34 protein-coding genes and 1 tRNA gene are annotated in these 26,955 nt (G+C 69.2%); 21 read left to right on the plus strand and 14 right to left on the minus strand.

All coding sequences use genetic code 11. The annotated features are described in order from the left end of the window. Positions 1-30 precede the first annotated feature (30 nt). The 13 genes from LRS14_RS05275 (at position 31) to LRS14_RS05335 (ending at position 7,427) form a co-directional block, all read left to right on the plus strand. Positions 31-420: a helix-turn-helix transcriptional regulator gene (locus LRS14_RS05275; RefSeq protein ID WP_257798867.1), complete on the plus strand. Its 390-nt coding sequence runs from the start codon at positions 31-33 to the stop codon at positions 418-420. A 116-nt stretch (positions 421-536) separates the two neighbouring features. Further along, entirely contained in the window at positions 537-1,106 is a 570-nt protein-coding gene (locus LRS14_RS05280; protein WP_257798868.1) for a hypothetical protein, read from the plus strand. A gap of 484 nt (positions 1,107-1,590) precedes the next feature. Continuing rightward, on the plus strand, positions 1,591-1,800 hold the full coding sequence (locus LRS14_RS05285) for a hypothetical protein (protein ID WP_257798869.1): 210 nt from the start codon (positions 1,591-1,593) through the stop codon (positions 1,798-1,800). Beyond that, complete coding sequence (locus LRS14_RS05290; protein ID WP_257798870.1) at positions 1,797-2,093, plus strand: hypothetical protein; 297 nt, start codon at positions 1,797-1,799, stop codon at positions 2,091-2,093. The genes LRS14_RS05285 and LRS14_RS05290 overlap by 4 nt, the downstream gene beginning before the upstream one ends. After that, the gene (locus LRS14_RS05295) at positions 2,090-2,485 is read left to right on the plus strand and encodes a hypothetical protein (protein WP_257798871.1); all 396 of its coding nucleotides are present in this window, start codon (positions 2,090-2,092) and stop codon (positions 2,483-2,485) included. The genes LRS14_RS05290 and LRS14_RS05295 overlap by 4 nt, the downstream gene beginning before the upstream one ends. Further along, on the plus strand, positions 2,475-2,831 hold the full coding sequence (locus LRS14_RS05300; protein WP_257798872.1) for a hypothetical protein: 357 nt from the start codon (positions 2,475-2,477) through the stop codon (positions 2,829-2,831). Before LRS14_RS05295 ends, LRS14_RS05300 begins: the two co-directional genes overlap by 11 nt. Further along, on the plus strand, positions 2,828-3,427 hold the full coding sequence (locus LRS14_RS05305; protein WP_257798873.1) for an HD family hydrolase: 600 nt from the start codon (positions 2,828-2,830) through the stop codon (positions 3,425-3,427). The genes LRS14_RS05300 and LRS14_RS05305 overlap by 4 nt, the downstream gene beginning before the upstream one ends. A 14-nt stretch (positions 3,428-3,441) precedes the next feature. Beyond that, on the plus strand, positions 3,442-4,119 hold the full coding sequence (locus LRS14_RS05310) for a hypothetical protein (protein WP_257798874.1): 678 nt from the start codon (positions 3,442-3,444) through the stop codon (positions 4,117-4,119). Positions 4,120-4,128: 9 nt separating this feature from the next. Continuing rightward, positions 4,129-5,937, plus strand: coding sequence for a ParB/RepB/Spo0J family partition protein (locus tag LRS14_RS05315; RefSeq protein WP_257798875.1), 1,809 nt, complete (start codon positions 4,129-4,131; stop codon positions 5,935-5,937). Then, positions 5,934-6,554, plus strand: coding sequence for a hypothetical protein (locus tag LRS14_RS05320; protein WP_257798876.1), 621 nt, complete (start codon positions 5,934-5,936; stop codon positions 6,552-6,554). Before LRS14_RS05315 ends, LRS14_RS05320 begins: the two co-directional genes overlap by 4 nt. Beyond that, positions 6,551-6,736: a hypothetical protein gene (locus LRS14_RS05325; RefSeq protein WP_257798877.1), complete on the plus strand. Its 186-nt coding sequence runs from the start codon at positions 6,551-6,553 to the stop codon at positions 6,734-6,736. Before LRS14_RS05320 ends, LRS14_RS05325 begins: the two co-directional genes overlap by 4 nt. Next, a complete protein-coding gene (locus tag LRS14_RS05330; RefSeq protein WP_257798878.1) occupies positions 6,733-7,176 on the plus strand; it encodes a hypothetical protein in 444 nt (147 codons plus the stop codon). Before LRS14_RS05325 ends, LRS14_RS05330 begins: the two co-directional genes overlap by 4 nt. After that, positions 7,173-7,427, plus strand: a complete 255-nt coding sequence (locus tag LRS14_RS05335; protein ID WP_257798879.1) for a hypothetical protein — start codon at positions 7,173-7,175, stop codon at positions 7,425-7,427. Before LRS14_RS05330 ends, LRS14_RS05335 begins: the two co-directional genes overlap by 4 nt. 61 nt (positions 7,428-7,488) lie before the next feature. Here LRS14_RS05335 and LRS14_RS05340 read toward each other — a convergent pair whose 3' ends face one another. The 6 genes from LRS14_RS05340 to LRS14_RS05365 form a co-directional block, all read right to left on the minus strand. Beyond that, a complete protein-coding gene (locus LRS14_RS05340) occupies positions 7,489-8,343 on the minus strand; it encodes an LPO_1073/Vpar_1526 family protein (protein ID WP_257798880.1) in 855 nt (284 codons plus the stop codon). A gap of 381 nt (positions 8,344-8,724) precedes the next feature. After that, positions 8,725-9,630, minus strand: a complete 906-nt coding sequence (locus LRS14_RS05345; protein WP_257798881.1) for a hypothetical protein — start codon at positions 9,628-9,630, stop codon at positions 8,725-8,727. Positions 9,631-9,775: 145 nt separating this feature from the next. Next, complete coding sequence (phaR, locus tag LRS14_RS05350) at positions 9,776-10,333, minus strand: polyhydroxyalkanoate synthesis repressor PhaR (RefSeq protein ID WP_083440330.1); 558 nt, start codon at positions 10,331-10,333, stop codon at positions 9,776-9,778. A gap of 92 nt (positions 10,334-10,425) precedes the next feature. After that, complete coding sequence (locus tag LRS14_RS05355) at positions 10,426-11,091, minus strand: DUF6134 family protein (RefSeq protein WP_257798882.1); 666 nt, start codon at positions 11,089-11,091, stop codon at positions 10,426-10,428. Beyond that, complete coding sequence (locus LRS14_RS05360; protein WP_257798883.1) at positions 11,088-11,888, minus strand: DUF1295 domain-containing protein; 801 nt, start codon at positions 11,886-11,888, stop codon at positions 11,088-11,090. The genes LRS14_RS05355 and LRS14_RS05360 overlap by 4 nt, the downstream gene beginning before the upstream one ends. Then, positions 11,885-12,940, minus strand: a complete 1,056-nt coding sequence (locus LRS14_RS05365; RefSeq protein WP_257798884.1) for a cyclopropane-fatty-acyl-phospholipid synthase family protein — start codon at positions 12,938-12,940, stop codon at positions 11,885-11,887. The genes LRS14_RS05360 and LRS14_RS05365 overlap by 4 nt, the downstream gene beginning before the upstream one ends. Positions 12,941-13,231: 291 nt before the next feature. Here LRS14_RS05365 and modA point away from each other — a divergent pair, with 291 nt between their 5' ends. The 4 genes from modA to LRS14_RS05385 are packed head-to-tail and all read left to right on the plus strand — an operon-like array spanning position 13,232 to position 16,221. Beyond that, a complete protein-coding gene (gene modA / locus LRS14_RS05370) occupies positions 13,232-13,990 on the plus strand; it encodes a molybdate ABC transporter substrate-binding protein (RefSeq protein ID WP_257798885.1) in 759 nt (252 codons plus the stop codon). Next, a complete protein-coding gene (modB, locus tag LRS14_RS05375) occupies positions 13,990-14,664 on the plus strand; it encodes a molybdate ABC transporter permease subunit (protein ID WP_257798886.1) in 675 nt (224 codons plus the stop codon). Before modA ends, modB begins: the two co-directional genes overlap by 1 nt. A gap of 10 nt (positions 14,665-14,674) precedes the next feature. After that, on the plus strand, positions 14,675-15,391 hold the full coding sequence (locus tag LRS14_RS05380) for an ATP-binding cassette domain-containing protein (protein WP_257798887.1): 717 nt from the start codon (positions 14,675-14,677) through the stop codon (positions 15,389-15,391). Then, positions 15,388-16,221, plus strand: a complete 834-nt coding sequence (locus LRS14_RS05385; RefSeq protein WP_257798888.1) for a TOBE domain-containing protein — start codon at positions 15,388-15,390, stop codon at positions 16,219-16,221. The genes LRS14_RS05380 and LRS14_RS05385 overlap by 4 nt, the downstream gene beginning before the upstream one ends. Positions 16,222-16,233: 12 nt before the next feature. Here LRS14_RS05385 and LRS14_RS05390 read toward each other — a convergent pair whose 3' ends face one another. From LRS14_RS05390 to LRS14_RS05405, 4 genes are read right to left on the minus strand one after another with little or no spacing between them, the layout of a single operon-like run. After that, positions 16,234-16,965: an SDR family NAD(P)-dependent oxidoreductase gene (locus LRS14_RS05390; protein ID WP_257798889.1), complete on the minus strand. Its 732-nt coding sequence runs from the start codon at positions 16,963-16,965 to the stop codon at positions 16,234-16,236. Further along, positions 16,962-17,189: a DUF2256 domain-containing protein gene (locus tag LRS14_RS05395; RefSeq protein WP_404977532.1), complete on the minus strand. Its 228-nt coding sequence runs from the start codon at positions 17,187-17,189 to the stop codon at positions 16,962-16,964. The genes LRS14_RS05390 and LRS14_RS05395 overlap by 4 nt, the downstream gene beginning before the upstream one ends. Beyond that, entirely contained in the window at positions 17,189-17,503 is a 315-nt protein-coding gene (locus tag LRS14_RS05400; RefSeq protein ID WP_046111395.1) for a high-potential iron-sulfur protein, read from the minus strand. The genes LRS14_RS05395 and LRS14_RS05400 overlap by 1 nt, the downstream gene beginning before the upstream one ends. 43 nt (positions 17,504-17,546) lie before the next feature. Further along, complete coding sequence (locus LRS14_RS05405; protein WP_257798890.1) at positions 17,547-18,701, minus strand: NAD(P)/FAD-dependent oxidoreductase; 1,155 nt, start codon at positions 18,699-18,701, stop codon at positions 17,547-17,549. A 100-nt stretch (positions 18,702-18,801) separates the two neighbouring features. Here LRS14_RS05405 and LRS14_RS05410 point away from each other — a divergent pair, with 100 nt between their 5' ends. Together LRS14_RS05410 and LRS14_RS05415 are read left to right on the plus strand one after the other, a co-directional pair. Next, positions 18,802-19,824, plus strand: coding sequence for a MerR family transcriptional regulator (locus LRS14_RS05410; RefSeq protein ID WP_257798891.1), 1,023 nt, complete (start codon positions 18,802-18,804; stop codon positions 19,822-19,824). A gap of 45 nt (positions 19,825-19,869) precedes the next feature. Then, a complete protein-coding gene (locus tag LRS14_RS05415) occupies positions 19,870-20,379 on the plus strand; it encodes a C40 family peptidase (RefSeq protein ID WP_404977575.1) in 510 nt (169 codons plus the stop codon). Between the two features lie 92 nt (positions 20,380-20,471). Here LRS14_RS05415 and LRS14_RS05420 read toward each other — a convergent pair. Next, a tRNA-Val gene (locus tag LRS14_RS05420) sits at positions 20,472-20,548 on the minus strand. A 94-nt stretch (positions 20,549-20,642) separates the two neighbouring features. Here LRS14_RS05420 and chrA point away from each other — a divergent pair. Continuing rightward, positions 20,643-22,034 (plus strand): chromate efflux transporter, encoded by a 1,392-nt coding sequence (chrA, locus tag LRS14_RS05425; protein WP_257798893.1) that lies wholly within the window; start codon positions 20,643-20,645, stop codon positions 22,032-22,034. 16 nt (positions 22,035-22,050) lie between these two features. Here chrA and LRS14_RS05430 read toward each other — a convergent pair whose 3' ends face one another. Continuing rightward, the gene (locus LRS14_RS05430; protein WP_046111397.1) at positions 22,051-24,282 is read right to left on the minus strand and encodes a RelA/SpoT family protein; all 2,232 of its coding nucleotides are present in this window, start codon (positions 24,280-24,282) and stop codon (positions 22,051-22,053) included. A 10-nt stretch (positions 24,283-24,292) separates the two neighbouring features. Continuing rightward, entirely contained in the window at positions 24,293-25,102 is an 810-nt protein-coding gene (locus tag LRS14_RS05435; protein ID WP_404977533.1) for an alpha/beta fold hydrolase, read from the minus strand. Positions 25,103-25,220: 118 nt separating this feature from the next. Here LRS14_RS05435 and LRS14_RS05440 point away from each other — a divergent pair, with 118 nt between their 5' ends. After that, a complete protein-coding gene (locus LRS14_RS05440) occupies positions 25,221-25,991 on the plus strand; it encodes a 3-hydroxybutyrate dehydrogenase (RefSeq protein WP_046111399.1) in 771 nt (256 codons plus the stop codon). A 77-nt stretch (positions 25,992-26,068) separates the two neighbouring features. Here LRS14_RS05440 and LRS14_RS05445 read toward each other — a convergent pair whose 3' ends face one another. Further along, positions 26,069-26,806: an SIMPL domain-containing protein gene (locus tag LRS14_RS05445; protein WP_257798894.1), complete on the minus strand. Its 738-nt coding sequence runs from the start codon at positions 26,804-26,806 to the stop codon at positions 26,069-26,071. Positions 26,807-26,955: the final 149 nt, after the last annotated feature.

Consider the following 26,955-nt stretch of genomic DNA (forward strand, 5'->3'; position numbering starts at 1 on the left):
CATAGTCGATACGTTGAAGCATAGGAAGGCATGATACTTCAACGCATCATCGACGCAAGTAGGTTCACGAACAATGCGTTCATGCATCACCGTGACCCCCGGGAAATCATCAGAGATCTGCGTCTCAAGCGCGGTTTCACTAGTGACCGTTCGCTTGCAATCGCTGCCGGCATTCCCCAACCGACACTGTCACGGTACTTGGCCGGCAAGGCCGAAACGATGGAGCTCGCCTCGTTTCAGGCGCTAGCGCGCACGCTGGAGGTGACGGTCAGTGAGTTGACCGGCGAGGTGCCCCTTGACGAACGACCGGATGTCCGCCGCCTCTCGGCCTTATATGACGAGTTGGACGAGCCAGCGCGTGCAGCTCTCTTAGCAGCAGCAGCGGCGATGGCGTCAAGCAAGTCGAACGCTAAGAACTGACTTCTGACAAGTGAGCCGCCCTGTGCGGCTCTTTTTTGCGCAGATGATGCGTTGACGTATTGACCGCGACTGATGCTTTGACGCATCATCGCGCCGTCTTTGACGACGGAGGTCTCATGCGCGCCATCATCCACGAGCCTGGTTCAGCGGCTCCGGCACCCCACATCGGCTACCAGATCGACCGCAGCTTCGGCCCCCCGATGCTTTACGTCGAGGGCGACAGGCGAGACCGCCCTCCGCTGCTCACCATCAACATTGCCCACGAGCACGAACTGCTGATTACCGACCAGCAGGCGCATGCGCTGCATGCAGCGCTTGCCGAGGCACTCGATGCGCGCCCGACTCTGGCATTAATGAGTGGCCACGCGGACGCCCCTCCGAGCGACAGCGACCGACGCTTCTTCGCCGTGCAGACGTTTGCAACGCCGGCAGTCGACGAACAGCACTGCATAGAAAACGCCTCGCCGCGGCTCACTGCGACAGCAGACGATCTCAAGCCGAGCGCAGTGGGCTGCAGCCGCTTTGGAAAATCGCGTCAGTGGCTCTGTGCTGTTCGCTGGCTGGACGGGACTTGCTGGCGCGCGGTCGGGCCGACGGGCGGATGGCTGGTGTTCTCGTCGACCCACCAGTTCGATGAGTGGCTGCAAGGCAGCGGTCGTGACTGGAATGTATGGGGACGGCCGTGAGGGCCCGCCTCAACCGCTGTGCGGTGGCGTTGCTCATTGCGCTGCTGGTGGTATGTGCGCCGGGGATTTTCAGCTCCGCCGAGGCGAAGGACGCCATCGGCGTGCACCTGGCCAGCGCCCACAGCAAGCCGGGCTTCGAGGCGGGCACTGTCGGCGCCTACTACCAGCGAGACGACGGTCTCACGCTCGGTGCGCTGCGCAACAGCTACGGTCGCGCCTCGGCTTATGCGGCATGGACCGTCGAGACGGAAGACCGGCGCTTCGCCTTGACCGTCGGCGCGATCACCGGCTACCCAGCGGCTTCCGTCAGCCTGCTGATCACGCCGAGCGTGCGCATTCCCCTCGCCGCGGGCTGGGGGCTCGTCTGGCAGTACTGCCCAAGCCACCCAGGCGCGGTGGTGCCGCTGCGCTCCACCTCAGTGTCGAACGCGACTTCTGACCGACCCACCGCGGCCGGTAGGCCTGCAGGACCACGGAGGCCTGCATGCGTGCAAGCGTCATCCCCTTCCCTGCGCCGACTTGGCGCAACCGTTCCCCGCTGTTCGAGGTGTGCACCACGCGCCCGGATGGCACCACGCAGACTGACCTCCGCCGCGGCGGCTCCTCGGTCGACCACACGCTTGAAGCGATGGAGGCTGCAGGCCTCGGCGCGGTGGTGCGTGTTCGGCGCGTCGATCAGGCGGTGTCAGCATGAGCCGCGGCCAGATCCCGGTGCCGACGGCGCCCCTGGCTCGCATTGGCTCCGCAGCAGACCGGCGGCCGCTTCCACCGAGCAAGCCGACGGCTCCGCCCCCGAGCGAATACGCCCCGATTGACCTTCAGCTGCACCGCGTGCCCGCGCACTTCGCCCGGCCGATCCGCGGCTACGAGGAAGGGTTCTTCGAAGGCGAGCACGCGGGTTACAGCGACGGCTTCAGGTGGGGCGCGGCCGCCGGCGGCGTGGCAGCAGCGATCGCGGCCGGCCTGCTCTACGCGTGGCTCGGATGAACGTCGCGCCCAACCCCGCCCCCGAGGCGGTGCTCGAAGTCTGCGTAGCAGGCCTGCTGCGCGCGCCGGCCGCCGTGTTCTACCGCGGCGGTCACACCATCGTGCGGCTGGTCGTTGCACAGCACCTGCAGCGCCACCCCGAGGCACGTCATGTCTATGCGGACTTCGAGTACCCCGCCGCCGGCGACGACAACGCGACGCACATCGCCGCGGTGACCCGCGCATCGGAGTTCCAGGCCGGCACCGAGACGCTGCTGCGCGGTACCGGCCTCGTCCCTTCCACGCTGCACGGCGAGCCCGTGCTGCGCCTGCTCGACTGCACGGCCTTCTGCCGCATCGAGCGCACGCTCCATCCCACCATCGTTCAACCAGGAGGCAACCATGTTGCGTGACCTGACCATCCTCCAGCAGCAGGACCGCGTCGCCGTCCTGGCCCACTCCGATGTCATCCGCTGGCCTAACGGCCAGACGCTTGCCTTGCACCTGGTGCAGCAGTACGGCCACATTCAAGCGGCCCAGCGCGCAGTCGTCCACCACGATCGCGTTGAAGTGTTCGACCTGCGCTGCATCGGCCGAGGTCTCGCCGCTGACATCGCGGCGATGCCGACGCGCGATGTGCCGGGCCTGGTGTCCCACTATGCCCGTCACCTGTTCAATGGCCCGGACGAGTTCCTGGCCCGCGCCCGCAGCAAGCTGACGGCGTGCTGGTTCACCGCACCGGCGGAGCTCGCGGCATGACGTGGATCATGACCGCCAGCGGCCAGCAGATGGACATGCGCTTCCCCCGCCAGGGCGCGGTGCTGGCCGCTGACATCGCCCACCACCTGGCGCAGATCAATCGCTTCAACGGCGCGGCCGCCCGTCCGTACAGCGTGGCTGAGCACAGCCTGCTGGTGCTGGAGATCGTCGAGCGCATGTTCCAGCTCGACGTGCACGGCCGCCTCTACGCGCTGATGCACGACGCGCACGAGGCCTACACGCAGGACGTCACGAGCCCGGCCAAGGCGCAGATTGACGGCTGGCACGCGTTCGAGGCCAAGCACCAGCGCACCGTCCGCAGCGCCTTTGCCTTGCACAGCGCCGCCTTCGTTCACGCCGAGGCAGTGCACCAGGCCGACCTGATTGCGCTGGCCACCGAGCGCGCCCAGCTGCTGCCGCCAGGCGGCCCGCAGTGGGAGGTCCTGCAGGGCGTTGAGCCAGTGGGCTGGATAGACCTGATGGACCGCGGCCGCGCCAGCCTGAGTTGGATGGACTGGCGCCAGGCCTGGCTCGACCACTACGAAGGCCTCGATCACGCACGCAACGCGACTGTCTTCGCCGTTGCTCAACCTTGAAGGAGCTCGCGATCATGAGCTACATCCCCCAACCCGGCAGCATCGCCGCCCGCGCCGTCGCTCTGTTTCGGGCGGACGCCAAGTTAGAGCTGACCGGCACGCAGCTGGCCGAGCGCCTCGACATCCGCCCAACGGCCGTCACGGCCTGCCTGTCGTCAGCAGTGACCAACCTCCTGCTGGCACGCGTCCAGAGCGGCGACGACCGCGGCATGGTGTACGTCGCGGGCCGCAAGCTGAACGATGCTGCTGCCCGCTCGGCAGTTGCGCCGGCCCCCTCGCCTGAGGCGGCTGTCAAGCGCCAAGCCGCACCGGCACGCGCGCCGACGCCGGCCAAGCCACCGGCGCCGATCGCGGCCCCGGTCAGCATGCTCATGCAGCCCAAGGTGCAGCCGCCCGCAGCGGCGCCGACGCCCAAGCCACCGCTGCCGACCCGCGTGCAAAGCCTGCTGGAACGCCTGCCGAAGCCGGAGGAGCTGAAGGTCAGCTCCCTCCAGGACGAGGAGCTGGCAAAGGCCGTGGCGGCGTATGACTCGCTGCTGTCCGGCCTGCGCGTCGGCCAGTACCTGATCGTGCCGCCCATGGTGGGCGACGACGTCCTGAGGGTGTGCAGCGCCTGGGCGAAGGGCAACCGCGCCCACTTTCGCGTGACGACCTGCACCGACGACGAGATGCGCATCGAGCGCGCTGCTTGAGGGATCACCATGACCAACGAAACCATCATCGAGGTTCCGCTGCACCAGCTGCACGACAGTCCACTGCAGTACCGGCAGACCTACAAGCAATCGACGATCGACGAAATCGCAGCGTCGATCAAGGACACCGGCCGCATCCTTCAGCCGCTGGTCGTGCGCCTGCGCTACCCGAATCCGCTGTTCCGCGACCAGTACGACCCGCAAGACGGCTATGAGATCGTGTTCGGCCACACCCGGCGCCGCGGGGCCGAGCAAGCCGGGCTGGCCACGGCGCCGTGCATTGTGCGCAGCCTGACCGACGGAGAGGTGCGCGCGAACCAAGCCGCCGAAAACATCGCCCGCGCCGACGTGCACCCGATCGAGGAGGCGCAGGGCCTGCAGGCGATGCTCGACGAGGACCAGCTGACCGCCGACGAGCTGGCCGCCTCGCTGGGCAAGAGCCGCAGCTATGTGTACGGCCGACTCAAGCTCCTGGCGTTGTGCCCGGAGGTGCGCAAGGCCTGCTTGACCGGTGAGATCGGCACCGAGGTCGGTCTGCTGATCGCCCGCGTGGGCGACGCCAAGGCGCAGCAGAAGGCGCTGCAGCGGATCAAGGGCCGCAACGGCGACGTCACGGACGGCGGCAAGGCCAGCTTCCGGCAGATCCGCGACCTGCTCGCCGACTACTTCACCACCGATCTGAAGGACGCCATCTTCGACATCGAGGACGAGATGCTCTTGCCGAGCGCTGGCCACTGCATCCGGTGCCCCAAGCGCAGCGGCAACGCCCCGCACTTCGACGACATCACGCACGGCAAGAAGCCGCACCACTACAGCACCCAGCCCGTCGGCGCAGACGTCTGCACGGATCCGGATTGCTTCGAGGCGAAGAAGAAGGCTCACCTGGCGCGCGAGGCGAGGGCCATCGAGGCCACGGGCAAGACCGTGATCGGCGGCAACCGGGCTCGCAGCCTGGTCGACCACAACGGCGAGCTCAAGGGCGGCTACATCTCGATTAAGAAGGCTCCGCCCGAGCTGAAAGGCATGCTCGCCGGCGTCAAGGGCGTGAACCTGCCGCGCGTGGTGGTGCAGGATCCTCGCACCGGCAAGACGGTGGAAGGCGTGAAGCTGGCGGACGTGCGCGAGGCCGCGGCGAAGATGGGCATTAAGCCGCCGGCCGAGCCGGCCAAGTCGGCATCAGGGCAGCGCGAGACGCCGGAGCAGCGCGAAGCACGCGAGGCGGAGGAGCGGCTGCGCCTCAAGCAGGAGAACGACAGCCGGCGTGCGCTGCTCGACGCTGTTCGGGCGGCGGCTAAGGCCGCCCCGCGGTCGATGTTCGACCTGCGCCTCATCGTCGAAACCATGCTGAATCGCCTGCAATGGGACACGCAAGAGCTGATCGGCGAGCTGTACCAGGTCGACGACGACGAGGACGGCGACTCGATCAGCGAGGTCCTCAAGCGCCGCTTAGACACCATGACCGCGGACCAGCTTGCGCTGCTGGCCCTCGACTGCCTGCTGGTCCGCGATGTGGAGTGCCGACACGTCTACCACCTCGACCACAAGCCCGAGATCCTCATGGCCGCGGCCAAGCACTACGGCGTCAAAGTCGCTTCTACCCCTTCCATCGCTGCGCGGAGCGAGGAGGAGGCGGGCGGCGGTGCCGGCGGCGATCCGAGCGCTGCGCGGGCGCGAGCTGGGGCGGACACCGGGCTCGACGAGGAGCCCGGAGAAGACACGGCCGACGCCTACGGCGCCGACCGAGAACAGTTTGACGACGTCGGCTGCGCCGGCGGGGCTGGTGCGACGGCTGAGCTTGCTGGCGAGGTGGCGCAATGACGAAGGCATCTAACCAGATTGACAACGCCGGCGTTGCCGGCGGGTGCAATGCGGAGGCATCGCTGTTCAGCGAGCCCACGCAAAAGCGGGCGGTTCCGTTCATTCAGGCTCCCCACCCCAAGCTGCAGGACGCGCTTTTCTGCTACGCCACCGGGGATGACGGCGCGAGCGCCGAACTAATCCGCGGCTGGCCCGCGCTGGTGGCGCGAGTTGTCTCCGATGTCGCCGGCGATGGGTGGGACGAGATCCTTGCAGACCTGGACGACTGGAGCACCGACGGCTGGGGTGTGCCGTACCGCTACAGCGTGAACTTCGAGGACGGCTACATGGCCATCTACCGAATTGTTGTCCGCGACGCCGCACCCACTGCACCGCAGGCACCCGCGCTGGTGCCGCTGAAGCCCGGGTACTTGGCCGTGCATGCCAGCAAGCTCCTGCGCTGGGAGCGGGACGCGGGCACGCCAGGCGGGCGCGGGGCCACGCCGATGCTGCACTGCCTCGCGTGCGATGCCGCGGGCTACGGTCCCCAGGTCATGAACCACAAGGCTGACTGCCCGGTCTTGATCGCGGCCCACGGCATCACCCCTGCCGGCACCACCCCCAAGGAGCAGCAATGATCCGCCGCCTCCTTGCCCTGCTGGGCTACCGCATCGAGTACCGCTGCGAGTGGGGCACTTACACCCATCGCTATGACGGTGCCGACTCGCACATGGGCCGGCCCATCCATCCCGAAATGAGCGTAGCGCCGCCGTGGGCAACGCGACACATCGTCAAGGCCGCAAAGGGGCCAACAGCATGAAGCGCCGGCGTCCAACCCGGGCTGAGCTAATCGCCCGACTACCGCGCGCCTTCCGGCCCAAGCTGCTGCCCGACCAGATCCGGGACCTCAGCCTGGCGCACTACGCCAACCTCGACGCGGTCCACCGCGGCGAAGCCTCAGGCGAGATCCTGTGGCAGATGGTCGGTGGCATCCTGACCTGGATGCGCATCACCGAGCAACTGCAGCGCGGCGTCGACGAGATGCTGGAGCAGCACGAGCTGGTGCTGCAGATTGTGGCCAGGTTCGTGCGCACGGGCGCTGTGACGTTTGCACCTGGTGAGTACGAGGTGGCACGCCGGGGTGTGGAGGTGATGGACGCGCTGGCCGAGCTCGTCGACCGACCGACGGCGATCGCGGCCGCAGAGTGGAGCGAGCTGCGCGTGCTGCACATGGAACACCAGGCGAAGGAGGCCGCATGATCGGCGAGCAGCACACTGGCGCAATTGCCGGCGCGCTGATCAGCGCCGTAGCTCATGAGGGGCTAACCGTCACCGTTAACGGCCGCCCCGCGCGGCTTGCGATCATCACCGACGACGGCGCGGTGTTCGCAGCCGGCGACATGGTGGCGCTTGAGGCGCAGGCCGTAGCCGTGAATGCCTACCGGTCATTCCTCAAGGCGCAGGGGCACCTTCGCGTCTGGAGCAAGCCGATCGAGGCAAAGGCTGCGTAGCTTGAGTCAGCCCCGGCAAGCCCGCCTCGTGCGGGCTTTTTCACGGCAATTTGCTATATCACTAGCCAAGCCACGTCGAGAAATCTAGATTCATTACCGGCTTAACGAGCGTAATTGCAATTGCATACCCCACACTTGTTAAGCTGGTTTGGAAAACTTCACTCGACTCAGCGTGCTGCAATAGTGAGTTGAAGACTGGGCAGAACATTGATAAGGAACCTCGTAACTCATCCACTGTCTTCGTACCAAGACTATGATTGTATGTCTCGAAAAGACTATCGTAGATATTGCCGCCTGCAAACGAATTAGTACTTGTCGCACCCGCATAGCCAAGATGCAGCTTCTGCGGTCCTGACAGGCCCAGGCCTGGCTGCACTATTGGTAGCACGCCCGTGGCAAGTCGCTCCAGCGCCGCGAATGACGCGTTCCGCACCTTCATCGAGCGCATGATGAATAGATAGCCGAGATACGCGATCTGTGATTTGGACAGCTTGGGTGCGACGATGACCGCTTCCGACAAGACTGTGTCCAAAAACGGAGTGTTGTCCTCCATCCTATGCACTAAGAGCTTTGATAAAAGCTCCGGGCTGGCTGCTGCGCCCTTTCGAGCGCAAGCCTTGACGGCGTCGTACATCGTAGCCTGCACGTCCGGGTCGGAGAACCGTTGCACCAAGACTGTCGCTGCTTCTTTGCGCAAGTCCTCCGAAATCTTTGTCGCGAAGTCTCGAACGTTCTTCTCTGCTTCGAGACGCGCCGCCTCTTGAAGTCGAGGGAAGTTGTGCTCGATGAGGAACTGGCACGTCGATAGCACATCGGCATGCGTCACTCCCTGATGATGATGAATATCTCGCCCCGCCTGCAGCGCCGTCGAGTTGGAACCAACCGCCTGCCCTTGTGTCTTGCCCAGCAGCGTCATTGTTTTCGGCCTTTGATGTCTCGAACTGTGAGGTCGCGGCCCGCCTGTATGCCCACGCCGCCGTCGCTGACCTGTTGGCTTTGGCCCGCGGCGGCATCCCGCCCTAAGAAGAACGACGCCAACAACGCTGCCAAAGAGGCAGCGACGCCAGCAAACGAGTCCCAACCCGGCTTCGTCGCCGCCCAGACGACCGCTGCAACGAAGGCCACAAGGAATGCCGCAATGGATAGTGTTCTCAAGCTACGCCCCCCAATATTTACATAGGATAGCTCTTGGACACCTGCGTGTCTGGAGCAAGCCGATCGAAGCAAAAGCAGCCTGACCTGCTCCACTCCGGAAAGATGCCCGCTACGGCGGGCATCTTTCGTTTGGCGTTCGTGGCTAGCTTCCAAAGAAACCTGTGATCCCATCAGCGATCAGCTTCGCCGCAACGGCGGTCGAGATTTTCCAGGTGCCGTCGATGGTTTTCCCCAGCACGCCCTTCTTCCACTCGCGCACCTTCGGCCCCTCGACCGGGTGCTCCGTCGTGGCCGCATCTTCAGCGACTGCTTCACGCAACGCCACGATGTCTTCCTTCGGCAGCCCGTGCGAGGCCAGGTGGGCTGCGAGCGACTCAATATCGCCGCGCCTGACCGCGTTGTTGATGGATGTCGTGTTGTGGTCGCCGAAGATGAACGTGCTGTTGTCGCCGGCAACGATGCTCTTGAACTGATTGACCACGTCGATTCCTTCTGCTGCCTGACGCAACTCGTTATCCGGACTGGCGCCGACCTTGTCTTGTAACCCGAGCACGAAGTCGAGCAACCTTGATCGAACCTGCGTTGAGGCCTCGGCCATACCCTCAGTCGAGGTAACCACCCACGCACGCTCGACCCAGTTTCCGGCGGCGAACGCTTCGTTGAAACGAAGAGTCCACTCAGGAGCAAGGTCTCGCTTCATCGCACCTTGTTTCGCAGACTTCGCCCAGCCTTCCAAAACCGCGATGGGCTGGCGGAACTCGTCTACCAGCAGCATCTGGCGGTGCTTTTCTTCCAGATGCGACGTCGGGAGCGTGACGTCGTAACGGACGTACAGTGCGTTTTGCACGTTGCCCATTACCTGGCAATGTGCCACGCGATATGAGGGCACCGGCACCTCGTCTGGATAGCCATTGAGCTCTAGATTCACCCAGTCGGCCAGCTCACCGTGTCCTAAGCGATGCAACAGCACCTTCGTCTTGAGTAACGCCTCGGAGAGGCGGCCGCCCTCGCTGGTGAGTGCGTCCACGATCTGATCAAGCAGTCTCATGAACCAGGGTATGGAATTTAGATAGGCACGCTTACGGACAGCCGAGGCTGACGAAGCCGATCTTGGGGGCGGCAGCGCCGGCGGTGGGCGCGGCGGGCGAAACGGGGAGGTTCATCCCCGGATTGTCCCGCATCGCCTGCGGATGTCAGCGCTTCGGCGGAAAGCCCGGGAACAGCGTGCCCGCCTTGGCCATCTGTTCCTGCATCTGGTTGAACAGGTTCTTCGACTGCTCGAGGTAGGTGCCCATCAGGCCCTGCATGCCCGGTGCCTGGCCGCTGAGGAACTGGGTCCACATCTCGGGCGTGAAGGTGGCGGGGCCGGCCAGGCGCTTCTGCAGCTCGACGAAGGTCTGCAGGTTCTTCTCCAGGTACGCACCCATCATGCCCTGCATGCTGTGGCCGTAGAACCGGATGATCTGGGCCAGCATCTGCTCGGAGAACATCGGCACGCCGCCGCTCTCCTCCTCCAGGATGATCTGCAGCAGGATGCTGCGGGTCAGGTCTTCGCCGGTCTTGGCGTCACGCACCTCGAAGGCCTCGACGGCCAGCACCATCTGCTTGACGTCGGCCAGCGTGATGTAGCTGCTGGTCTGGGTGTCGTACAGCCGGCGGTTCGGGTATTTCTTCAGGACGCGCGGCCCGTCGCCGGCGGCGGTGCCGGCGTCTGCAGCATCCGCGGACACGCCGCGGCGAGGGGAAGCCATGCAGGGAACTCCTGATCGGATGGACGGTATCGAAAAGATTCTAGGGGGCCCTGCCTGAGCCCGCGGGGGGTTTTCCCGCGGCAGTGCAGCAATCAGCGCAGGCGGTAGCTCAGCCGCCGGCCGTTGACCGTGGCATCCAGCGCCAGCCACTCGCCGCCGGGCGTGTACCAGAGCTCGATGGGCGACTCGTCGCCCGTCAGCCGCCAGTGCTCCGCCGGCACCGCGCTGCCGCGCACGTCGATCATGCCGGTGCCCACCGGCACCATCTGCACCGCCACGTTGCGGCCGGTCTGCGGATTGAGCAACTGGGCCTGGCGGCGCAGCGCCGGGTGCCAGTAGGCGAAGGTCATGGTGCAGGCCGGCAGCGCCGCCATGCCGGCCGGCGCACTCACGCGCAGGCCTTCGGGCTCCAGCCGGGCGCTCACGGTGGTGGGCTTGCCGTTGGCGTCGGTGCGGGCTTCCAGCTCGGCCAGGCAGTCGCCCTTCCAGCGCTCGCGGGCCTCATGCCGGTAGCGGTAGACGGTGATGCCCAGCAGCTTCACGTCGAAGCTGGCAATGCTGCGCAGCCGGCGCTCGCTGCCCTCGGTGCTCAGGCTGAAACGGTGCTCGCCCACCGGCTTGCCATCCAGCTGCACCTCGAAGTGCCATTCGGCCGGGCTGGCCGTCATCGCCGTGCGCGCCGCGCCGGGCGGTGGCGTGGAGGCCTGGGCCGCACCGGCCAGCAACAGCACGGCGGCCCACGAGGCGGCGGCCTTCATGCGCCTGGCCGCGGCGGCTTGCGCGGGCCCGGAATGAAGGCATTGGTGCGGGCGACATAGTCCCGGTAGCCCGGGCGGCGTTCATGCATGTCCTTCTCCAGCAGGGTGACCCCCGACACCTTCAGCAGCAGCACCGTCATCAGCAGCGGCGACAGCAGCGCCCACCAGCCGCCGGCGGCCAGCGCCATCAGGCCCAGGCCCCACCAGACACAGCATTCACCAAAATAGTTCGGATGGCGCGAATAGCGCCACAGTCCGCGGTCCATCACCTGGCCCGTATTGGCGTCACGGGCCTTGAAGGCGGCCATCTGCGCATCGGCCACGGCCTCGAACAGCAGCCCGGCCACGGCGATGGCGGCGCCGACGGTGTCCAGCCCTTCCCAGTCGCGGGCATTGCCCAGTGCGCCCAGCGCCGCCGCCAGGAAGGGCAGCGCCACGATCCAGGCCAGCACCGCCTGCAGCCCGAACACCAGGTACAGGCTCTTGACCGCGAAGTACGGCTGGTTGCGCTCGCGGATGGCCTGGTAGCGCCGGTCCTCGCCATGGCCCCAGTTGCGCCAGCTGATGTAGGCCGCCAGCCGCAGCGCCCACAGCCCGCCGATGAACAGCATGGCCACGGTGCGCGGATCGGTCGCGCCCAGCTGCCAGGCGAACACCAGGCCCACCGCGACGATCATCAGCGACCAGACCCGGTCCACCAGGCTCACGTCATGCCGCACCACGCTGGCCAGCCAGGTGAGCACCGCCAGCACCACCGCCGCGGCCAGGCCGCCCGCGGCCACCTGCAGCGTCGTCATCGGGCCGGGGCCTGGCGCGGTGCCAGCAGGTAGTGGCTGACCCACCACTGGTTGCCGTCGTCGTAGCCGAACAGCTCGGCCACCGACATGAAGAAGAGCCGCCAGCGGGTCCACCACACAGCGGCGTCGGCACCGTAGGTGCGTTCGAACAGCGGCCACAGCGCGGGCCGCGCGGCGTCCATGTTGGACAGCCAGGCTTCGGCGGTGCGGGCGTAGTGGCGGCCGTTCCAGCGCCAGCGCTGCTGCAGCCTCAGGTCGTCCTGGCAATGCAGCACCAGGTCGTCGCTAGGCATCATGCCGCCGGAGAAGAAGTGACGGCTCATCCAGTCGGTCTCGTCGCGCTCCACGAATTCATACGGCGTGGCGCGGTGGGCGAACACATGCATGAAGAAGCGGCCGTCGGGCTTCAGCCAGCCGGCCACGCGGCGGAAGGCCTCGGGCCAGTTGCGCAGGTGCTCGAACATCTCCACCGACACCACGCGGTCGTAGCGGTCCTCGGTGTGGAAGTGGTTGACGTCGGCGGTGATGACGCGCAGGTTGCGCAGGCCGCGCTCACGGGCCTGGGCCTCGATGTGTGCACGCTGCGATTGCGAGTTGGACACCGCGGTGACCAGGCTGCCGCGGTAGTGCTGGGCCATCCACAGCGACAGCGAACCCCAGCCGCAGCCCAGCTCCAGCACGTTCTGGCCGTCCGCCAGGCCGGCGCGCTCGCAAGTGGCGCGCAGCGCGGCGGCTTCCGACTCGGCCAGCGTGGCCACGCCGTCGGGCCACCAGCCGCAGCTGTACTTCAGGTGCGGCCCCAGCACCTGCTGGAAGAAGGCGGCCGGCACCTCGTAGTGCTGCTCGTTGGCCTTGTCGGTGAGCAGCGCCACCGGCGCCTGGCCCAGCGACCGAACGAAGGCGGTGGTGGCCTCAGCCGCGCGTTCCGGGTCGCGGTCGCCGATCTCGTCCAGCCGTTCCTTCAGCAGCCGCCGGATGCCCAGCCGCACCACCGAATCGGGCACCAGGCCCTGCTCCACCCAACCCACCGCGACACGCGCGCGAGATGACATGCCAACTCCCTTTCTGGTTCAAGACGAGGACCGAGGCCGCCCTGCATGCCCCGTACCGCAGCACGCTACGCAGCCCGGACGGGCCCGGATGCGGGCGCATAAGGGTAAGCGCTGGCGGCGGGCTGATGGCGCCGATCGACAAAAGCCTTGGACGGCATTCGGCCTCGCGCCGGTCGTCGTCATGCAGGCCACTACATAGCGCGTGCGATGCGTGATGCACCTCCTGGCGACGTCGTGCCAACAGGCAGGATATATAGTTTGCTTTACAGCCCTGCCACCCCCATCACTGCCATGCGGCGCTCCACCCTGCCATCGATCGCCCTGCTGCTCAGCCTGCTGGCGCTGGCCGGCACCGCAGCGGCGCAGCAGCTCACCGTCTCTGCCGCGGCCAGCCTGAACCAGGCCTTCACCGCGCTGGCTCCGGCCTTCGAGGCGGCGCATCCCGGCGCCCGGCTGCAGTTCAACTTCGCGGCCTCGGGCATGCTGCTGCAGCAGATCGCCCGTGGCGCGCCGGTGGATGTGCTGGCCACCGCCGACGCGCACACGATGAACCAGGCACAGGCCCAGGGCCTGGTGGCGGCGGGCCAGGCACGGGCCTTCGCTTCCAACAGCCTGGTGCTGGTGGTGCCCGCGGCCAGCAGGCTGCGGCCACGCACCCTGGCCGATCTGGCCCAGCCGGCCTACCAGCGCATCGCCATCGGCCTGCCGGCCAGCGTGCCGGTCGGGCGCTACACCCAATCGGTGCTGGAGGCCGCCGGCCACTGGCAGGCGGTGCAGCCCAAGATGATCGGCGCGCAGAACGTACGCCAGGCGCTGGACTACGTCGCCCGCGGCGAGGTGGATGCGGGCTTCGTCTACGCCACGGATGCGGCGCTGTTGCCCGACAAGGTGCAGGTGGCCTTGCGCGTGGCCACGCCGCAGCCGGTGCTGTACCCGGTGGCGCCGGTGTGGGCCAGCGCACAGCCGGCCCTGGCGCGGCAGTTCGCCGACTGGCTGCTGACGCCGCCGGCGCAGGCAGTGCTGGCCCGCCATGGCTTCAGCGCGCCGTGATGGGCGAGGCCTGGGTGCCGCTGCTGCTCACCTTGAAGGTGGCGGGCTGGGCCACGGCCATCAACCTGGTGCTGGGCGTGGCCGCCGGCCATGCGCTGGCGCGCTGGCGCTTTCCGGGGCGCGACCTGCTGGACGCCGCGCTCACGCTGCCGATGGTGATGCCGCCCACGGTGCTGGGCTACTACCTGCTGGTGCTCATCGGCACCCAGGGGCCGCTGGGCGGCTGGCTGCTGTCCACCTTCGGCATTCGCCTCATCTTCACCTGGCAGGCGGCGGTGATCGCAGCCACGGTGGTGTCGTTTCCGCTGGTGTTCAAGGCCGCGCGCGCCGCCTTCGAGACGGTGGACCCGCAGCTGGAAGACGCCGCCCGCACGCTGGGCATCGGCGAGGCGGCAGTGTTCTTCCGCGTGTCGCTGCCGCTGGCGTGGCGCGGCATCCTGGCCGGGCTGCTGCTGTCGTTCGCGCGGGCGCTGGGCGAATTCGGCGCCACGCTGATGGTGGCCGGCAGCATCCCGGGCAAGACGCAGACCTTGTCCATCGCGGTGTACGAGGCGGTGCAGGCCGGCCAGGACGACGCGGCCAACTTCCTGGTGGCCGTCACCTCGCTCACCTGCATCGCGGTGCTGCTGGCCGCTGGCCGGCTGCTGCCCGGCCGCCTGCCGCTCCGGGGCTGAGGGCCTGGCCATGACGCAGCCCACCTGGGACGTGAGCCTGCAGCGGCAACTGGTCCACCAGGGCAGCCGCTTCACGCTGGACGTGCGCTTTGCCACCGCCCAGCCGCACCTGGCGCTGGTGGGCCCCTCGGGCGCCGGCAAGTCGCAGACGCTGAAGATGATCGCCGGCATCGCCCGCCCCGACACCGGCCGGGTGCAGGTGGCCGGGCGGCTGCTGCACGACAGCGCCAGCGGCTTCAGCCTGCCGGCGCAGCGGCGCCGCCTGGGCTACGTGTTCCAGGACTACGCGCTGTTCCCGCACTTGACGGTGCGGCAGAACATCGGCTTCGCCCGCCGCGGCGGCTGGCTCAATCCGCAGCGCGCATGGCCCGACGACACGGTGCAGCGCTGGCTGCGCGCCTTCCACCTCACGGCCATCGCCGACCACCAGCCGCACCAGATCTCGGGCGGCCAGCGCCAGCGAACCGCCCTGGCCCGCGCGCTGGCCGCGGAGCCCGCCGCGCTGCTGCTGGACGAACCCTTCGCTGCGCTGGACAAGCCGCTGCGCGCCCACCTGCGCCGCGAACTGCGCGACCTGCGTGCCGACATCGACATCCCCACGCTGCTTATCACGCATGACGACGAGGATGCCGCGCTGCTGGCCGGCGAGGTGCTGCACATGCAGGCCGGCCGCCTGGTGCCGGCGGCGCAGGCCGCCCAGGCCGTGTGGGCCGAGGTGGCGCGATGACCGCCGGCCCGCGCCCGGCCCGCAGGCGCCGCCAGCCGCTGCACCTGGGCGGCGAGCTGTGGGTGGACAGCCCCGTCGGCCGGCTGGGCGGCGAAACCCGCATGGCCCTGCTGCGGGCGGTGGCGGAGCACGGCTCCATCACCCAGGCGGCACGGGCGGTGGGCCTGAGCTACAAGGGCGCCTGGGACGCGGTGGAGGCGATGACCCAGGCCGCCGGCGCGCCGCTGGTGCACCGCAGCGCCGGCGGCCGCGGCGGCGGCTCCACCCGACTGACCGGCCACGGCCTGCGGCTGCTGCAGCGCTACGAGGAGGTGGACGCGGTGCACCGCCGGCTGCTCAGGCTGCTGGACGAGCAGGCCTTCGACCTGGAGGCCGACTTCTCGCTGACGAGGATCATGATCTTGAAGACCAGCGCCCGGAACCAGTTCGTCGGCCAGGTGACCGCGGTGCGCGCCGGCGCGGTGAACGACGAGGTGGAGATCACCGTGCCCGGCGGCCCGCGCATCGTGGCGGTGCTCACCCGCGACAGCACCGACTCCCTGGGCCTGCGGCTGAACATGACGGCACTGGCGCTGGTCAAGTCGTCGTCGGTGCTGCTGGCGGCCGAGGACCACGGCCTGCGGCTGTCGGCACGCAACCAGTTCGCCGGCACGGTGCAGGGCCTGCGCACCGGCGCGGTCAACAGCGAGCTGACGCTGGCGCTGGATGCCGGCGGCGCGGTCACCGCAGTGGTCACCGAAGCCAGCGTGCGCGACCTGGGCCTGGTCGTGGGCAGCCGCGCGATGGCCTTCTTCAAGGCCTCCAGCGTGATCGTGGCCGTGGCGGCCTGAGCCTGCGGGCCGCTACTTCACCAGCGGCCGCACGCTGGTGAACCCGCCGTCCACCGGGATCACCTGGCCGGTCAGCCGCGCGGCACCCTCGCTCAACAGCCAGGCCATCACGCCGGCCACGTCGTCGGCGACCTGGATGCCGCCCAGCGGGTACTGCCGGGCGGCGCCTTCCCGCATCGCCGGCACCTTGAGCATCGAGGCGGTCATCGGCGTGTCGGTCATGCCCGGGGCCACGGCATTCACCCGCACGCCCTGCCCGGCATGGGTGGCCGCGGCGCTGCGCACCAGGGCCTCCACCCCGCCCTTGGCGGCGGCGATGGCCTCATGGTTGGCCACGCCGATGCGGGCCACCACCGAGCTGGCGAACACCGCCGCGCCCGCCCCGCCTTCCAGTCCGGCCAGCCAGGCCTGCAGCATGAACACCGCGCTGTCCAGGTTGACACGCATCACCTCGCGGTAGGCCTGCACGCTGGTGCGCGGCAGCGAGGCGATGAGCACGCTGCCCACGCAATGCGCCAGCAGGGTAGGCGCCGCGCCCAGCGCCTGGCGGCAGCCGTCGATGGCCTGCGCGGCGCCTTCCGGCGTGGTGGTGTCGGCGGCCAGGCGCAGCACGGCCGGCAGTTCGGCCAGGCGCGCGGCATCCCGCCCGACGGCCACCACCACGCAGCCCTGGGCCTGCAGGCGGGCGGACACGGCGCGCCCGATGCCGCCGCTGGCACCGGTCACGAGGGCGATGGGTTTCATGGCGTGCCTTCCTGGGGATGTGGCCCGCCGCGCTGGCGGCGGCAGGCCTGGCTGCAGAACTTCACCTCCGGCCAGCAGCGTGCCCAGCGGCTGCGCCAGCTCATGGCCCGCCCGCAGGCCGCGCACGGCTTGCTGGGCAGGGCGGCCTTGTTGCCGCGGAAGCCGCTGGCAGGCGCGGTCGCGTCCTGCGGCAACGCGTGGCGGGACATCGCGCGCCGCGGCATCAAGCCTTCTTGGCCCAGGCGCTGCACCAGCCGGGCCCAGCCACCTGCTTGCCGGCGAACAACGGGCAGGCGGCGGCCTTGTCGGTGGGCTTGCCCTGGTACAGCGCGCAGTTGCCGCAGACCTGACCGGCGGCGTACTTGGGGTACTTCTTGGTGTCCACGCGCTTGGCGTCGGCCACATAGCCGAGGGCGGTGGCCTGCGGGTCCTTCTCGTCGACCATGGCCTGGGCGGCCGCCGGCCCGGCGGCCAGGCCGGCGGTGGAGGCGGCCAGGCCGATGAGGAAGACGCGGCGTGGTGGGTTGCAGTGGTTCATGGAAGCTCCTTGCGATGGCTGGGGGCGTGAAGAAAGCGGTGCTTCATGCCGCGGCCGGATGGCCCTGCGGCGGCATGTCGGTGCCGGCGCGGCAGGCGTCGGCGGAGGTGGCCAGAGCGGGCGCGGAGGCGCGGCCTGCGGCGGTGGCCTGTGCGGTGCTGGGGGTCTGCGGTGCATGCCGCATGGCCTGCACCAGCGCCCGGGCCGAAGCCCAGGCCGCCTCTACGCCACCGCCGCCGAGGAAGTCGCCACAGGCACCCAGGCCCTGGGCGGCGTCCCACCAGCAGCTGGCGTCCACCTCGCCACCGGTGGTCATCGGCAGCGCGTAGCGCCAGCGGTGCACCACGGCATGGCGCCAGGCCAGCGGCTGCTGCAGCCAGCCTTGGAGCGCCGCCTGCAGCGCGGCCTGCACCTGGCTGGGCGGCTGCTCGAGCTGCTGGCGGCTCCAGCCGGCGCGGGCATGCAGCACCCAGTGCGCCTCGCCGGCCGGCGCCTGGCGGCCCGGACGCGCCGCATGGCGCAGCACCCAGGCCAGCGGCCCGTGCTGCGGCCGCGCCGCATCCCAGGCCGGCATGCCAGGCGGTGCGTCGGAAACGCCCATCAGGGTCCAGCCGGGCTGCATCAGGGCCATCGCGGCGCGCTGGGCCCAGTCGCGCCGGTATTCGGCCAGCAGGGGCGCCGCCTGGGCCGGCGGCAGCGCCAGCACCACCGCATTGAAAGCCTGCGTGGGCAGCGGCCCGCTGCCCTCCAGCAGCCAGCCGGCCGGTGTCTTGCGCAAGCGCTCCACCGTCGCGTTCGGCGTGAACGGCAGGTGCTGCAACAGCCAGCGACAGGCGGCCGGCATGTCCGGCAGGCCGATGTACAGCGGGCCGGGCTCGTCCAGCGGACGGCTGCCGGGTGCCAGCGTGGGCCGCCACGGCGCCAGCACTCCGGCCTGCACCGCGGTGGCCACCCAGGCCTGGAAGGGCTCGCCCTGCGCCGCAAAGCCCGGCGCGCCATGGTCGAGCGCGGTGGTCTGCAGCCGGCCTTCGGTGTCCGTCCACTGCAAGCGCCGCGTGGCCAGGCGCCCGCCCATGCCGCGCGACTTGTCGATCACCTGCACCCGGCAACCGCTCTCGGCCAACCAACGGGCGCAGCTGGCGCCGGCGATGCCGGCACCGATGACCGCCACTTCGATGCCTTGTGTCTTCAAAAACATGCTGCAAGCGTACGCACATCGGCGTCAGAATCGCTTCAACCTGCGCATGGCCCAGCGGCCGTGTCCGCTAATGCGATTCAAAGCCGATTCAATACGCGTCATGGCCTCTCATGCCTCCCCTGTCGATGCCGGCGGCCGCCACCGCAGTGGTGCGGTGGCCCGCATGCTGCGCATGCCGGTCGCCACCTTGCGCGTGTGGGAGCGGCGCTACGGCCTGACCCAGCCCGCGCTGTCGCCCAGCGGCCAGCGGCTGTACTCCGCGGACGACGTGCGTCGCCTGGCGCTGCTCAAGCAGTTGGTGGACGCCGGCCATGCCATCGGCAGCCTGGCGCCGCTGGACATGGCGCAGCTCCAGCAAGTGGCGGCCACCCACGCCAGCGCACTGGCGGCCCGGCCCATCGCGCTGCAGCCCGGGCCACTGGCCGCCGCGGCGCCCGTGGCCAACGCAGCGCGGGTCCTCAGGGTGCAAGTGGTGGGCGGGGCGCTGTTCCAGCGGCTGCAGCAGCCGGCGCTTCAGCGGCGGCTGGGTCGGCCGGTGCAGTGGCTGGGCCCCTTCGACGACCTCGCGCAGGCGGACGCCGATCGGCCACGGCAACCTGCCGATGCGGTGCTGATGCAGCAGCCGCGCCTGCATGCGGACGCCGCCCCGTCCACCACCCGGCCCTGCGCACTGCTGTACCGCTTCGCCGCCGAGACCACGGCCGCCGCCTGGGCGGATGCAGGCGCCTGGCTGCTGCGCGAGCCGCAGAGCGACACGGTGCTGGCGCAATGGCTGGCCGCCTGGTGCGGCTCGCTGGCCGGGCCGGCGCCGTCTGCTGCCGCGGTCGCCGGTGGCTGGGACGATCCCGCCGCAGCGGCCACGCCCCGTCGCTGGGACGACGAGGCGCTGGCCGAATTCGCCGGACTGTCCACCACCATCGCCTGCGAATGTCCACGGCACGTGGCGGAGCTGCTGATGCAGCTGTCCCACTTCGAGGCCTACAGCGCCGAGTGCGAGCACCGCAGCCCCGAGGATGCCGAGCTGCACCGCGGCCTGCGCCACATGGCCGCCACGGCGCGCGCCCGCTTCGAGGCGGCGCTGGAGCATGTGGCCCGCCATGAAGGCCTGCTGCTGCCACCCTGAGGCCACGCCGCTAGCATCCACCGCGACATGACGAATGCCCACGACATGAACCACGCCCACCCTGCCCGCCCAACCGTGGACCGCCGCACCGCCGCCGCCTGGCTGGCGGCCGGACTGCTGGCCGGCTGCGCGGGCGGCCCGCCGGTGGTGCCGGCCACGCCGCCCCGTCCTTCGCGCATGAGCGACGAGCAGGCGCAGGACGCCACGGTCCTGGCCCTGGGCCTGGTGGGCACCACCTACCGCTATGGCGGCAACACGCCCGAGGGCGGCTTCGATTGCAGCGGGCTCATCATGTACGTGTACCGTGCGGCGGGGCTGGCCACGCCGCGCACCGTGCGCGAGATGAGCCTGTGGGGGCAGCCCGTGCATCCCAGCTTCGTGCGCACGGGCGACCTCGCCATCTTCGGCAGCCGCGGCGACGCGAGCCATGCCGGCATCCTGGTGGGCCAGGGCCGCTTCGTGCATGCGCCCAGCACCGGCGGCACGGTGAGCCTGGCCCGGCTTGCCGAGGGTTACTGGTCCAGCCGGTTGATCGGCTACCGCAGGCCGCTGTAGTGAAAGGCCGAAAACGAAGGCTGGAAAACGACGCTCGGAAAGCGAAAAACCCGGTAAGCCTTGATTTCTCAAGAGTTACCGGGTTTCAGTGTTGGTAGGCGCGATTGGACTCGAACCAACGACCCCCACCATGTCAAGGTGGTGCTCTAACCAGCTGAGCTACGCGCCTGGGGAAGCCTGTGACTATAGCAGACGTTTCGAAGCGCTGGCAAGCGGCTCGCGCCGCACGGTGCTCAACACAAAAACAACGACACTCGCGGCCGATGTCCAACACCACCGCCCCGCCCTCTTCCGCCGCGGCCGGCTCCGGCCCTGCGCCGGTATCGCTGGCCCAGGCCTTTGCCTTCTGGCTCAAGCTGGGCTTCGTCAGCTTCGGCGGGCCGGCCGGGCAGATCGCACTGATGCATGCCGAGCTGGTCGAGCGCCGGCGCTGGATCTCCGAACGGCGCTTCCTGCATGCGCTGAACTACTGCATGGTGCTGCCCGGACCGGAAGCGCAGCAGCTGGCCACCTACATCGGCTGGCTGATGCACCGCACCGCAGGCGGCCTGGTGGCCGGTGGACTGTTCGTGCTGCCGTCGCTGCTGCTGCTGGTCGGGCTGTCCTGGCTGTACCTGGCGCATGGGCAGGCGCCGGCAGTGGCCGGTGTGCTGTACGGCATCAAGCCGGCGGTGACGGCCATCGTGCTGGCGGCGGCGTGGCGCATCGGGTCGCGGGTGCTGCGCAATGCCTGGACGTGGGCGCTGGCGGCCGGAGCCTTCGTCGCGCTGTTCGCCTTCGACCTGCCGTTTCCGCTGATCATCGCCGCGGCCGCCGGCATCGGCTTCCTGGGTGGCCGCTGGTCGCCGGATTCCTTCATGCCACGTGCGGCCGGCCATGCACCGACTGGCGCATCCGCACCGGTGGCGCAGGCGCCGGCGTTGATCGACGACGACACGCCGACGCCGGCGCATGCACGCTTCACCTGGCGGCGCTTCGGCCTGGTGCTGGCCGCGTTCATCGGCTTGTGGCTGCTGGCCTTCGGTGCGCTAGCCGCGCGCTTCAGGCTGGATGGCGCCTTGACGCAGATGGCCTGGTTCTTCACCAAGGCTGCGCTGCTGACCTTCGGCGGGGCCTATGCGGTGCTGCCCTATGTCTACCAGGGCGCGGTGGACGACTACCGCTGGCTCACCGGCACCCAGATGATCGACGGCCTGGCGCTGGGCGAGACGACGCCCGGCCCGCTGATCATGGTGGTGGCCTTCGTCGGCTTCGTCGGCGGTTGGGGCCGCGCCCTGTTCGGGCCGGATGCGCTGGCGCTGGCCGGCATCGCAGGCGCGTGCGTGGTCACGCTGTTCACCTTCCTGCCCTCGTTCTGCTTCATCCTGCTGGGCGGGCCCTTCATCGAGACCACGCACGGCAAGCTCGGCTTCACCGCACCACTGACCGCCATCACCGCCGCGGTGGTGGGCGTGATCGTGAACCTGGCGGTGTTCTTCGCGCAGCATGTGCTGTGGCCGCAGGGCCTGGCCGGTGGCATGTGGCAGGGCTTCGACCCGGTGGCCGCGGTGTTGGGCGGGCTGGCCGCCATCGCGCTGTTCAGCGGGCGCGTGGGCGTGATCCCGGTGATCCTGGCCAGCGGCGCGGCCGGCGCGCTGCTCACGCTGCTGCGCTGACGCACGCGGGCGTCGGCTACTTGCGCCGCGCGTGCCGCACGCCGGCGACGCGGGCCACCTGGCCCAGCACCGCGGCCAGCCGGGCGGCGTCGCCCACCTCGACGGTGAAGGTCATCCAGGCGGTGCCGCCGCGCACATGCTTGACCGACTGCGTGTGCACGCCGGTCACGTTCATCTTCTCCTTGGCGAAGACCTCGGAGATGTCGCGCAGGAGTGCCGGGCGGTCGGCGGCTTCCACCACCACGTCCACCGGATACATCGCTTCCTCGCCGCGCACGCCCTGCCCCGCGCCCCAGGCCACCGGGATCACGCGTTCCGGCTGCTGCGCGCGCATGTTGCGGAAGTTGGTGCAGTCCACCCGGTGCACCGCCACGCCCTTGCCGCGGGTGACGAAGCCGCCGATGGCATCGGGCGGCGCAGGCCGGCAGCAGCGCGCCAGGCTGGTGAGCAGTGAATCGACGCCCACCACCAGCACGCCGCCGCGCGGCGTGGCACCGTCGCCCTTGGAGCGGCGCAACGCCACGATCTCGTCGGGCGTGGGGGCCTCGACCGGCGGGCGCAGCAACTGCTCGATGTTGCGCAGCGAGTACTCGTCCTTGCCCACCACCTCGAACAGCGCATCGGCACCGCGGAAGCCGAGGCGCGAGGCCAGGTCGTCGAGCTTGATGGCGGTGCGGCCTTCGCGCTGCAGCAGCTTTTCCACCAGCTCGCGGCCCTTGGCGATGGTCTGCGATTGCGCCAGCGCGTTGAACCATGCGCGCACCTTGCTCTTGGCGCGCGAGCTGGCCAGGTAGCCGAGTTCGGGGTTGAGCCAGTCGAGCGACGGCCCGCCTTCCTTGATGGCGTTGATCTCCACCGTCTGGCCGTTGGCCAGCGGCGTGTTGAGCGGCACCATCGCGCCATCGACCTTGGCACCGCGGCAGCGGTGGCCCAGGTCGGTGTGCAGCGTGTACGCGAAGTCCACCGGCGTGGCACCGGCGGGCAGCTCGATCACCGCGGCCTGCGGCGTGAAGACGTAGATGCGCTCGTCGCGTGCGCCGGCCGCATCGTCAGCCCCCTGCCCGGCGAAGTCGCGCTCCCAGGCCAGCAGCTGACGCAGCACCGAGCGCCGCGCCTCGGCCACGCGCTCGTCGTCGGCGCCCGCGGCCGACACGCCGGCATATCCCTTGGCGCCCGCCTCCTTGTAGGCCCAGTGGGCAGCCACGCCGAACTCGGCGTACTCGTGCATGGCGCGGGTGCGGATCTGCACTTCCACCGTGCGGCCGTCGTCGTCCAGCACCACGGTGTGCAGCGACTGGTAGCCGTTGGGCTTGGGCTTGGCGATGTAGTCGTCGTACTCGCCCTGCACCACGCGGTAGCGCTGCTGCACATGGGCCAGCGCGGCATAACAGGCCGGCACATCGGCCACGATGACGCGCATGGCCCGCACGTCGAACACCCGCGCGAAGTCCAGCCCCTTGCCCTGCATCTTCTTCCAGATGCTGTAGAGGTGCTTGGGCCGGCCCTGCACCTCGGCCTGCAGGCCGGCGGCCTGCAGCTGCTGCGCTAGCTGCTGGCGGAAGGCCTCGACACCGGCTTCGCGCTCCACGCGCTTTTCATCGAGCAGGCGCGCCATGCGCTTGTAGTCGTCGGGCCGCAGGAAGCGGAAGGAGAGGTCTTCCAGCTCCCACTTGATCTGCCAGATGCCGAGGCGGTTGGCCAGCGGCGCGAAGACCTGCTGGGTTTCCATCGCCAGCGCCTCGGGGCATGGCGTGCGGGAGGCGGCATACCAGCGCAGCGTCTGCAGCCGCGAGGCCAGCCGCAGCAGCACCACGCGCAGGTCGCGCGAGAAGGCCAGCAGCATCTTGCGCACCCGCTCCGTCTGCACCGCGCGGTCGGCGACGGCCAGCCGGGCTTCACGCGCCGCACGCTGGATCTGCACCAGCTTGACGGTGTGCAGCACCAGCCCGGCATAGGAAGGCCCGAAGGCCTTGGCGATGACTTCTTCCGGCCGCTGCAGGAAGTCGGCCGAATACACCAGGTAGGCCGCGGCCTGCATCGCGGGCGAGGCGCCGATGTCATGCAGGATCGCGGCCACGCCGTCGGCATGGCCGAGGGCATCTTCGCCGGTGTCCAGCACTTCGCCCTGCAGCAGCGGCTGCGCGAAACTGCGTGCGCGGTGCTTGGCGTCCAGTTCGTCGGCCACGTCGGCCAGCCGGACGATGGTGGCAGCGTGGTCGGTGGTGACTTCGGGGGCGTGGCTCTTCACGGGGCGACGATCACGGGGACAACAGGAAGTCGCGCACGGCCTTCACTTGGTCGGGTTGCACCAGCGTGGGCGCATGGCCCACGCCTTCGAATTCGACGAGCCGCGCCCGTGGTCCGCGCCGGGTCATGGCCTGCGCGGTGGTCGCCGACAGCAGGTCGCTCTGCGCGCCGCGCGTCAGCAGCGTGGGGCAGGCGATGGCGTCATAGGCGGCCCACAGCATGGCCTCGCCGGCCTTGGCCATCTCCGGCGTCATGCCCTGGAAGGCCAGGCCGATGGCCGGGTCGTAGTGCGGCTTGAAGCCATCGCCGTCGGGCTTGAGCTGTGGCCGCGTGAGCGCCAGCCACTGTTCGTCGGAATGTGGGCCGAAGCCCTGCGAGATGGCCCACAGCGCGGCCGCGGCCTCCTGCTCGCTGGCCCAGTGCGCCGGCTTGCCCACATAGGTGCCGATGCGGGCCAGGCCTTCATAGTCGATGGCCGGGCCGATGTCGTTGAGCACCAGCTTGCGCACCGGTGTGTTGGGCAATGAGGCCAGGCCCATGCCGATCAGCCCGCCCATCGAGGTGCCGACCCAATCGATGCTGTCGACGCCCAGCCGCGCCACCAGCGTGACCATGTTGGACACATACGCAGGGACTGCATAGCCGGCCGGATCGGCCAGCCAGTCGGACCGGCCGCGGCCGGGCACGTCGGGGCAGATGACGCGGTACTCGTCGCACATTGCGCGGGCCAGGACGTCGAAGTCGCGGCCCTGCCGCGTCAGGCCATGAACGCACACCAGCACCCTGGGATTGGCCGCGTCGCCCCACTCCCAATAAGCCATGCGATGCAGGCCGCGGCTGCCAAGGCATTGCACATGCTGGAGGACGGGTTCGACGGTCATGGAAAGGTGCCCCTGCGTTTGATAATGCATCGTAGCAACCCCCTCACGGAGATCTGGAATGCTCAAAGGAAAGACCGCCCTCGTCACGGGCTCGACCAGCGGCATCGGGCTGGGCATCGCGATGCGGCTGGCCGCGCAGGGCGCCAACATCATGCTCAACGGCTTCGGCGACCATGCCGGACCGAAGGCACAGGTGGAAGCGCTGGGCGTGAAGGTGGCCTACAACGGCGCCGACATGAGCAAGCCCGACGAGATCGAGGCGCTGGTGCGCGAGACCGAGGCCGAGTTCGGCGCGGTGGACATCCTGGTCAACAACGCCGGCATCCAGCATGTGGCGTTGGTGGAAGACTTTCCGCCCGAGAAGTGGGACGCGATCATCGCGATCAACCTCACCTCGGCCTTCCACACCACGCGCCATGCGCTGCCCGGCATGAAGCAGCGCAACTGGGGACGCATCATCAACGTGGCCAGCACGCACGGGCTGGTAGCCTCGGCGCAGAAGTCGGCCTACGTGGCCAGCAAGCACGGCATCCTGGGCTTCACCAAGGCGCTGGCGCTGGAGACGGCGACCACCGGCGTCACCGCCAACGCCATCTGCCCCGGCTGGGTGCTGACGCCGCTGGTGCAGAAGCAGATCGACGACCGCGCCGCGCGCGAAGGCATCTCGGTGGACCAGGCCAAGCGCGACCTGCTGGGCGAGAAGCAGCCTTCGCTGCAGTTCACCACGCCCGAGCAACTGGGCGACCTGGCGGTGTTCATGTGCTCGGCCGCGGCCGACAACCTGCGCGGCGCCGCCATCAACGTGGACGGCGGCTGGGCCGCGCAGTAGGCCTCAGCCCCGCCGGGCCGCCCTAAGGGGCTGAGATCCCCCTCGGGGGGCGCGAGCGCAGGGAGGTTGGGGGCCGGCTACTTCATCTGCACCGTGCCGCTGACCGTGGCGGTGACGGTGCTCTTGCCGGCTTCCACCGGCAGGGCCTCGTCCATTTGCGCGGCCGCGGCGCGCATGTAGGTCTTTGGCGCGATGGGAATCGACCCCACCTCGTTGGTCTGCACGTTCACCTCACGCACGGTGGCCTCCTGGTAGCCGAAATGCCGGGCCATCTCGGTGGCCTGCGCCTGGAAGCGCTTGATCGCCTGCGCGGTGACCTCGGCCTCCACCTTCTGCGTCGCCTCGCGCGACAGGCCGTAGTTCACGCGGCCGATCGTCATCGTCGAGATACGGCCAGACAGCTGCGAGATGGCGGCCATGTCGCGGCCCTGCACCACCAGCTCGGCCGTGCCCTGCCAGCCGTTGATGGCGCCTTTGGCCGCATAGCGCGGATAGAGCGAGAAGTTGCCCGTCTGCACCTCCACCTGCTCCGGCCGGGCGGCCTTTCGGGCCTCGGCCAGCGCGGCGTCCAACGCCTGCTTGAGCTGGGTTTGCACCGTGGCCGCATCCGTCCCTTCGCGCGTCGCGGTGAAGGTGATGGTCAGCAGGTCCTTCGCCACTTCCACACTGGCGCTGGCGTTCAAGCCGAGCACCCCTTGCGGCGCGGGCAGCACCGCCTGCTGGGCCGAGGCGCTGAAGGCCGCCAGGCCCACCAGGGCGGCGAGCAGCGCCGAACGGCGGATGGTGGCGCGGGGACGATCGATCGTGGGTTTCATGAAGCTCCTGTGGGCAAGAAAAAGTGACGCCGCAACGGCTGCGCCAGACCGGCACCTGCGCTGGAGGGGGCCGCTCTCCGCTGGGCATGCGCCCTGCCAACAACCGCTGGCCATGGCACCGGGTTGACTGGCGGACCGGCCTTTGGTTA

The organism is Aquincola sp. J276, from assembly GCF_024700035.1.
GTDB lineage: Bacteria > Pseudomonadota > Gammaproteobacteria > Burkholderiales > Burkholderiaceae_C > Aquincola > Aquincola tertiaricarbonis.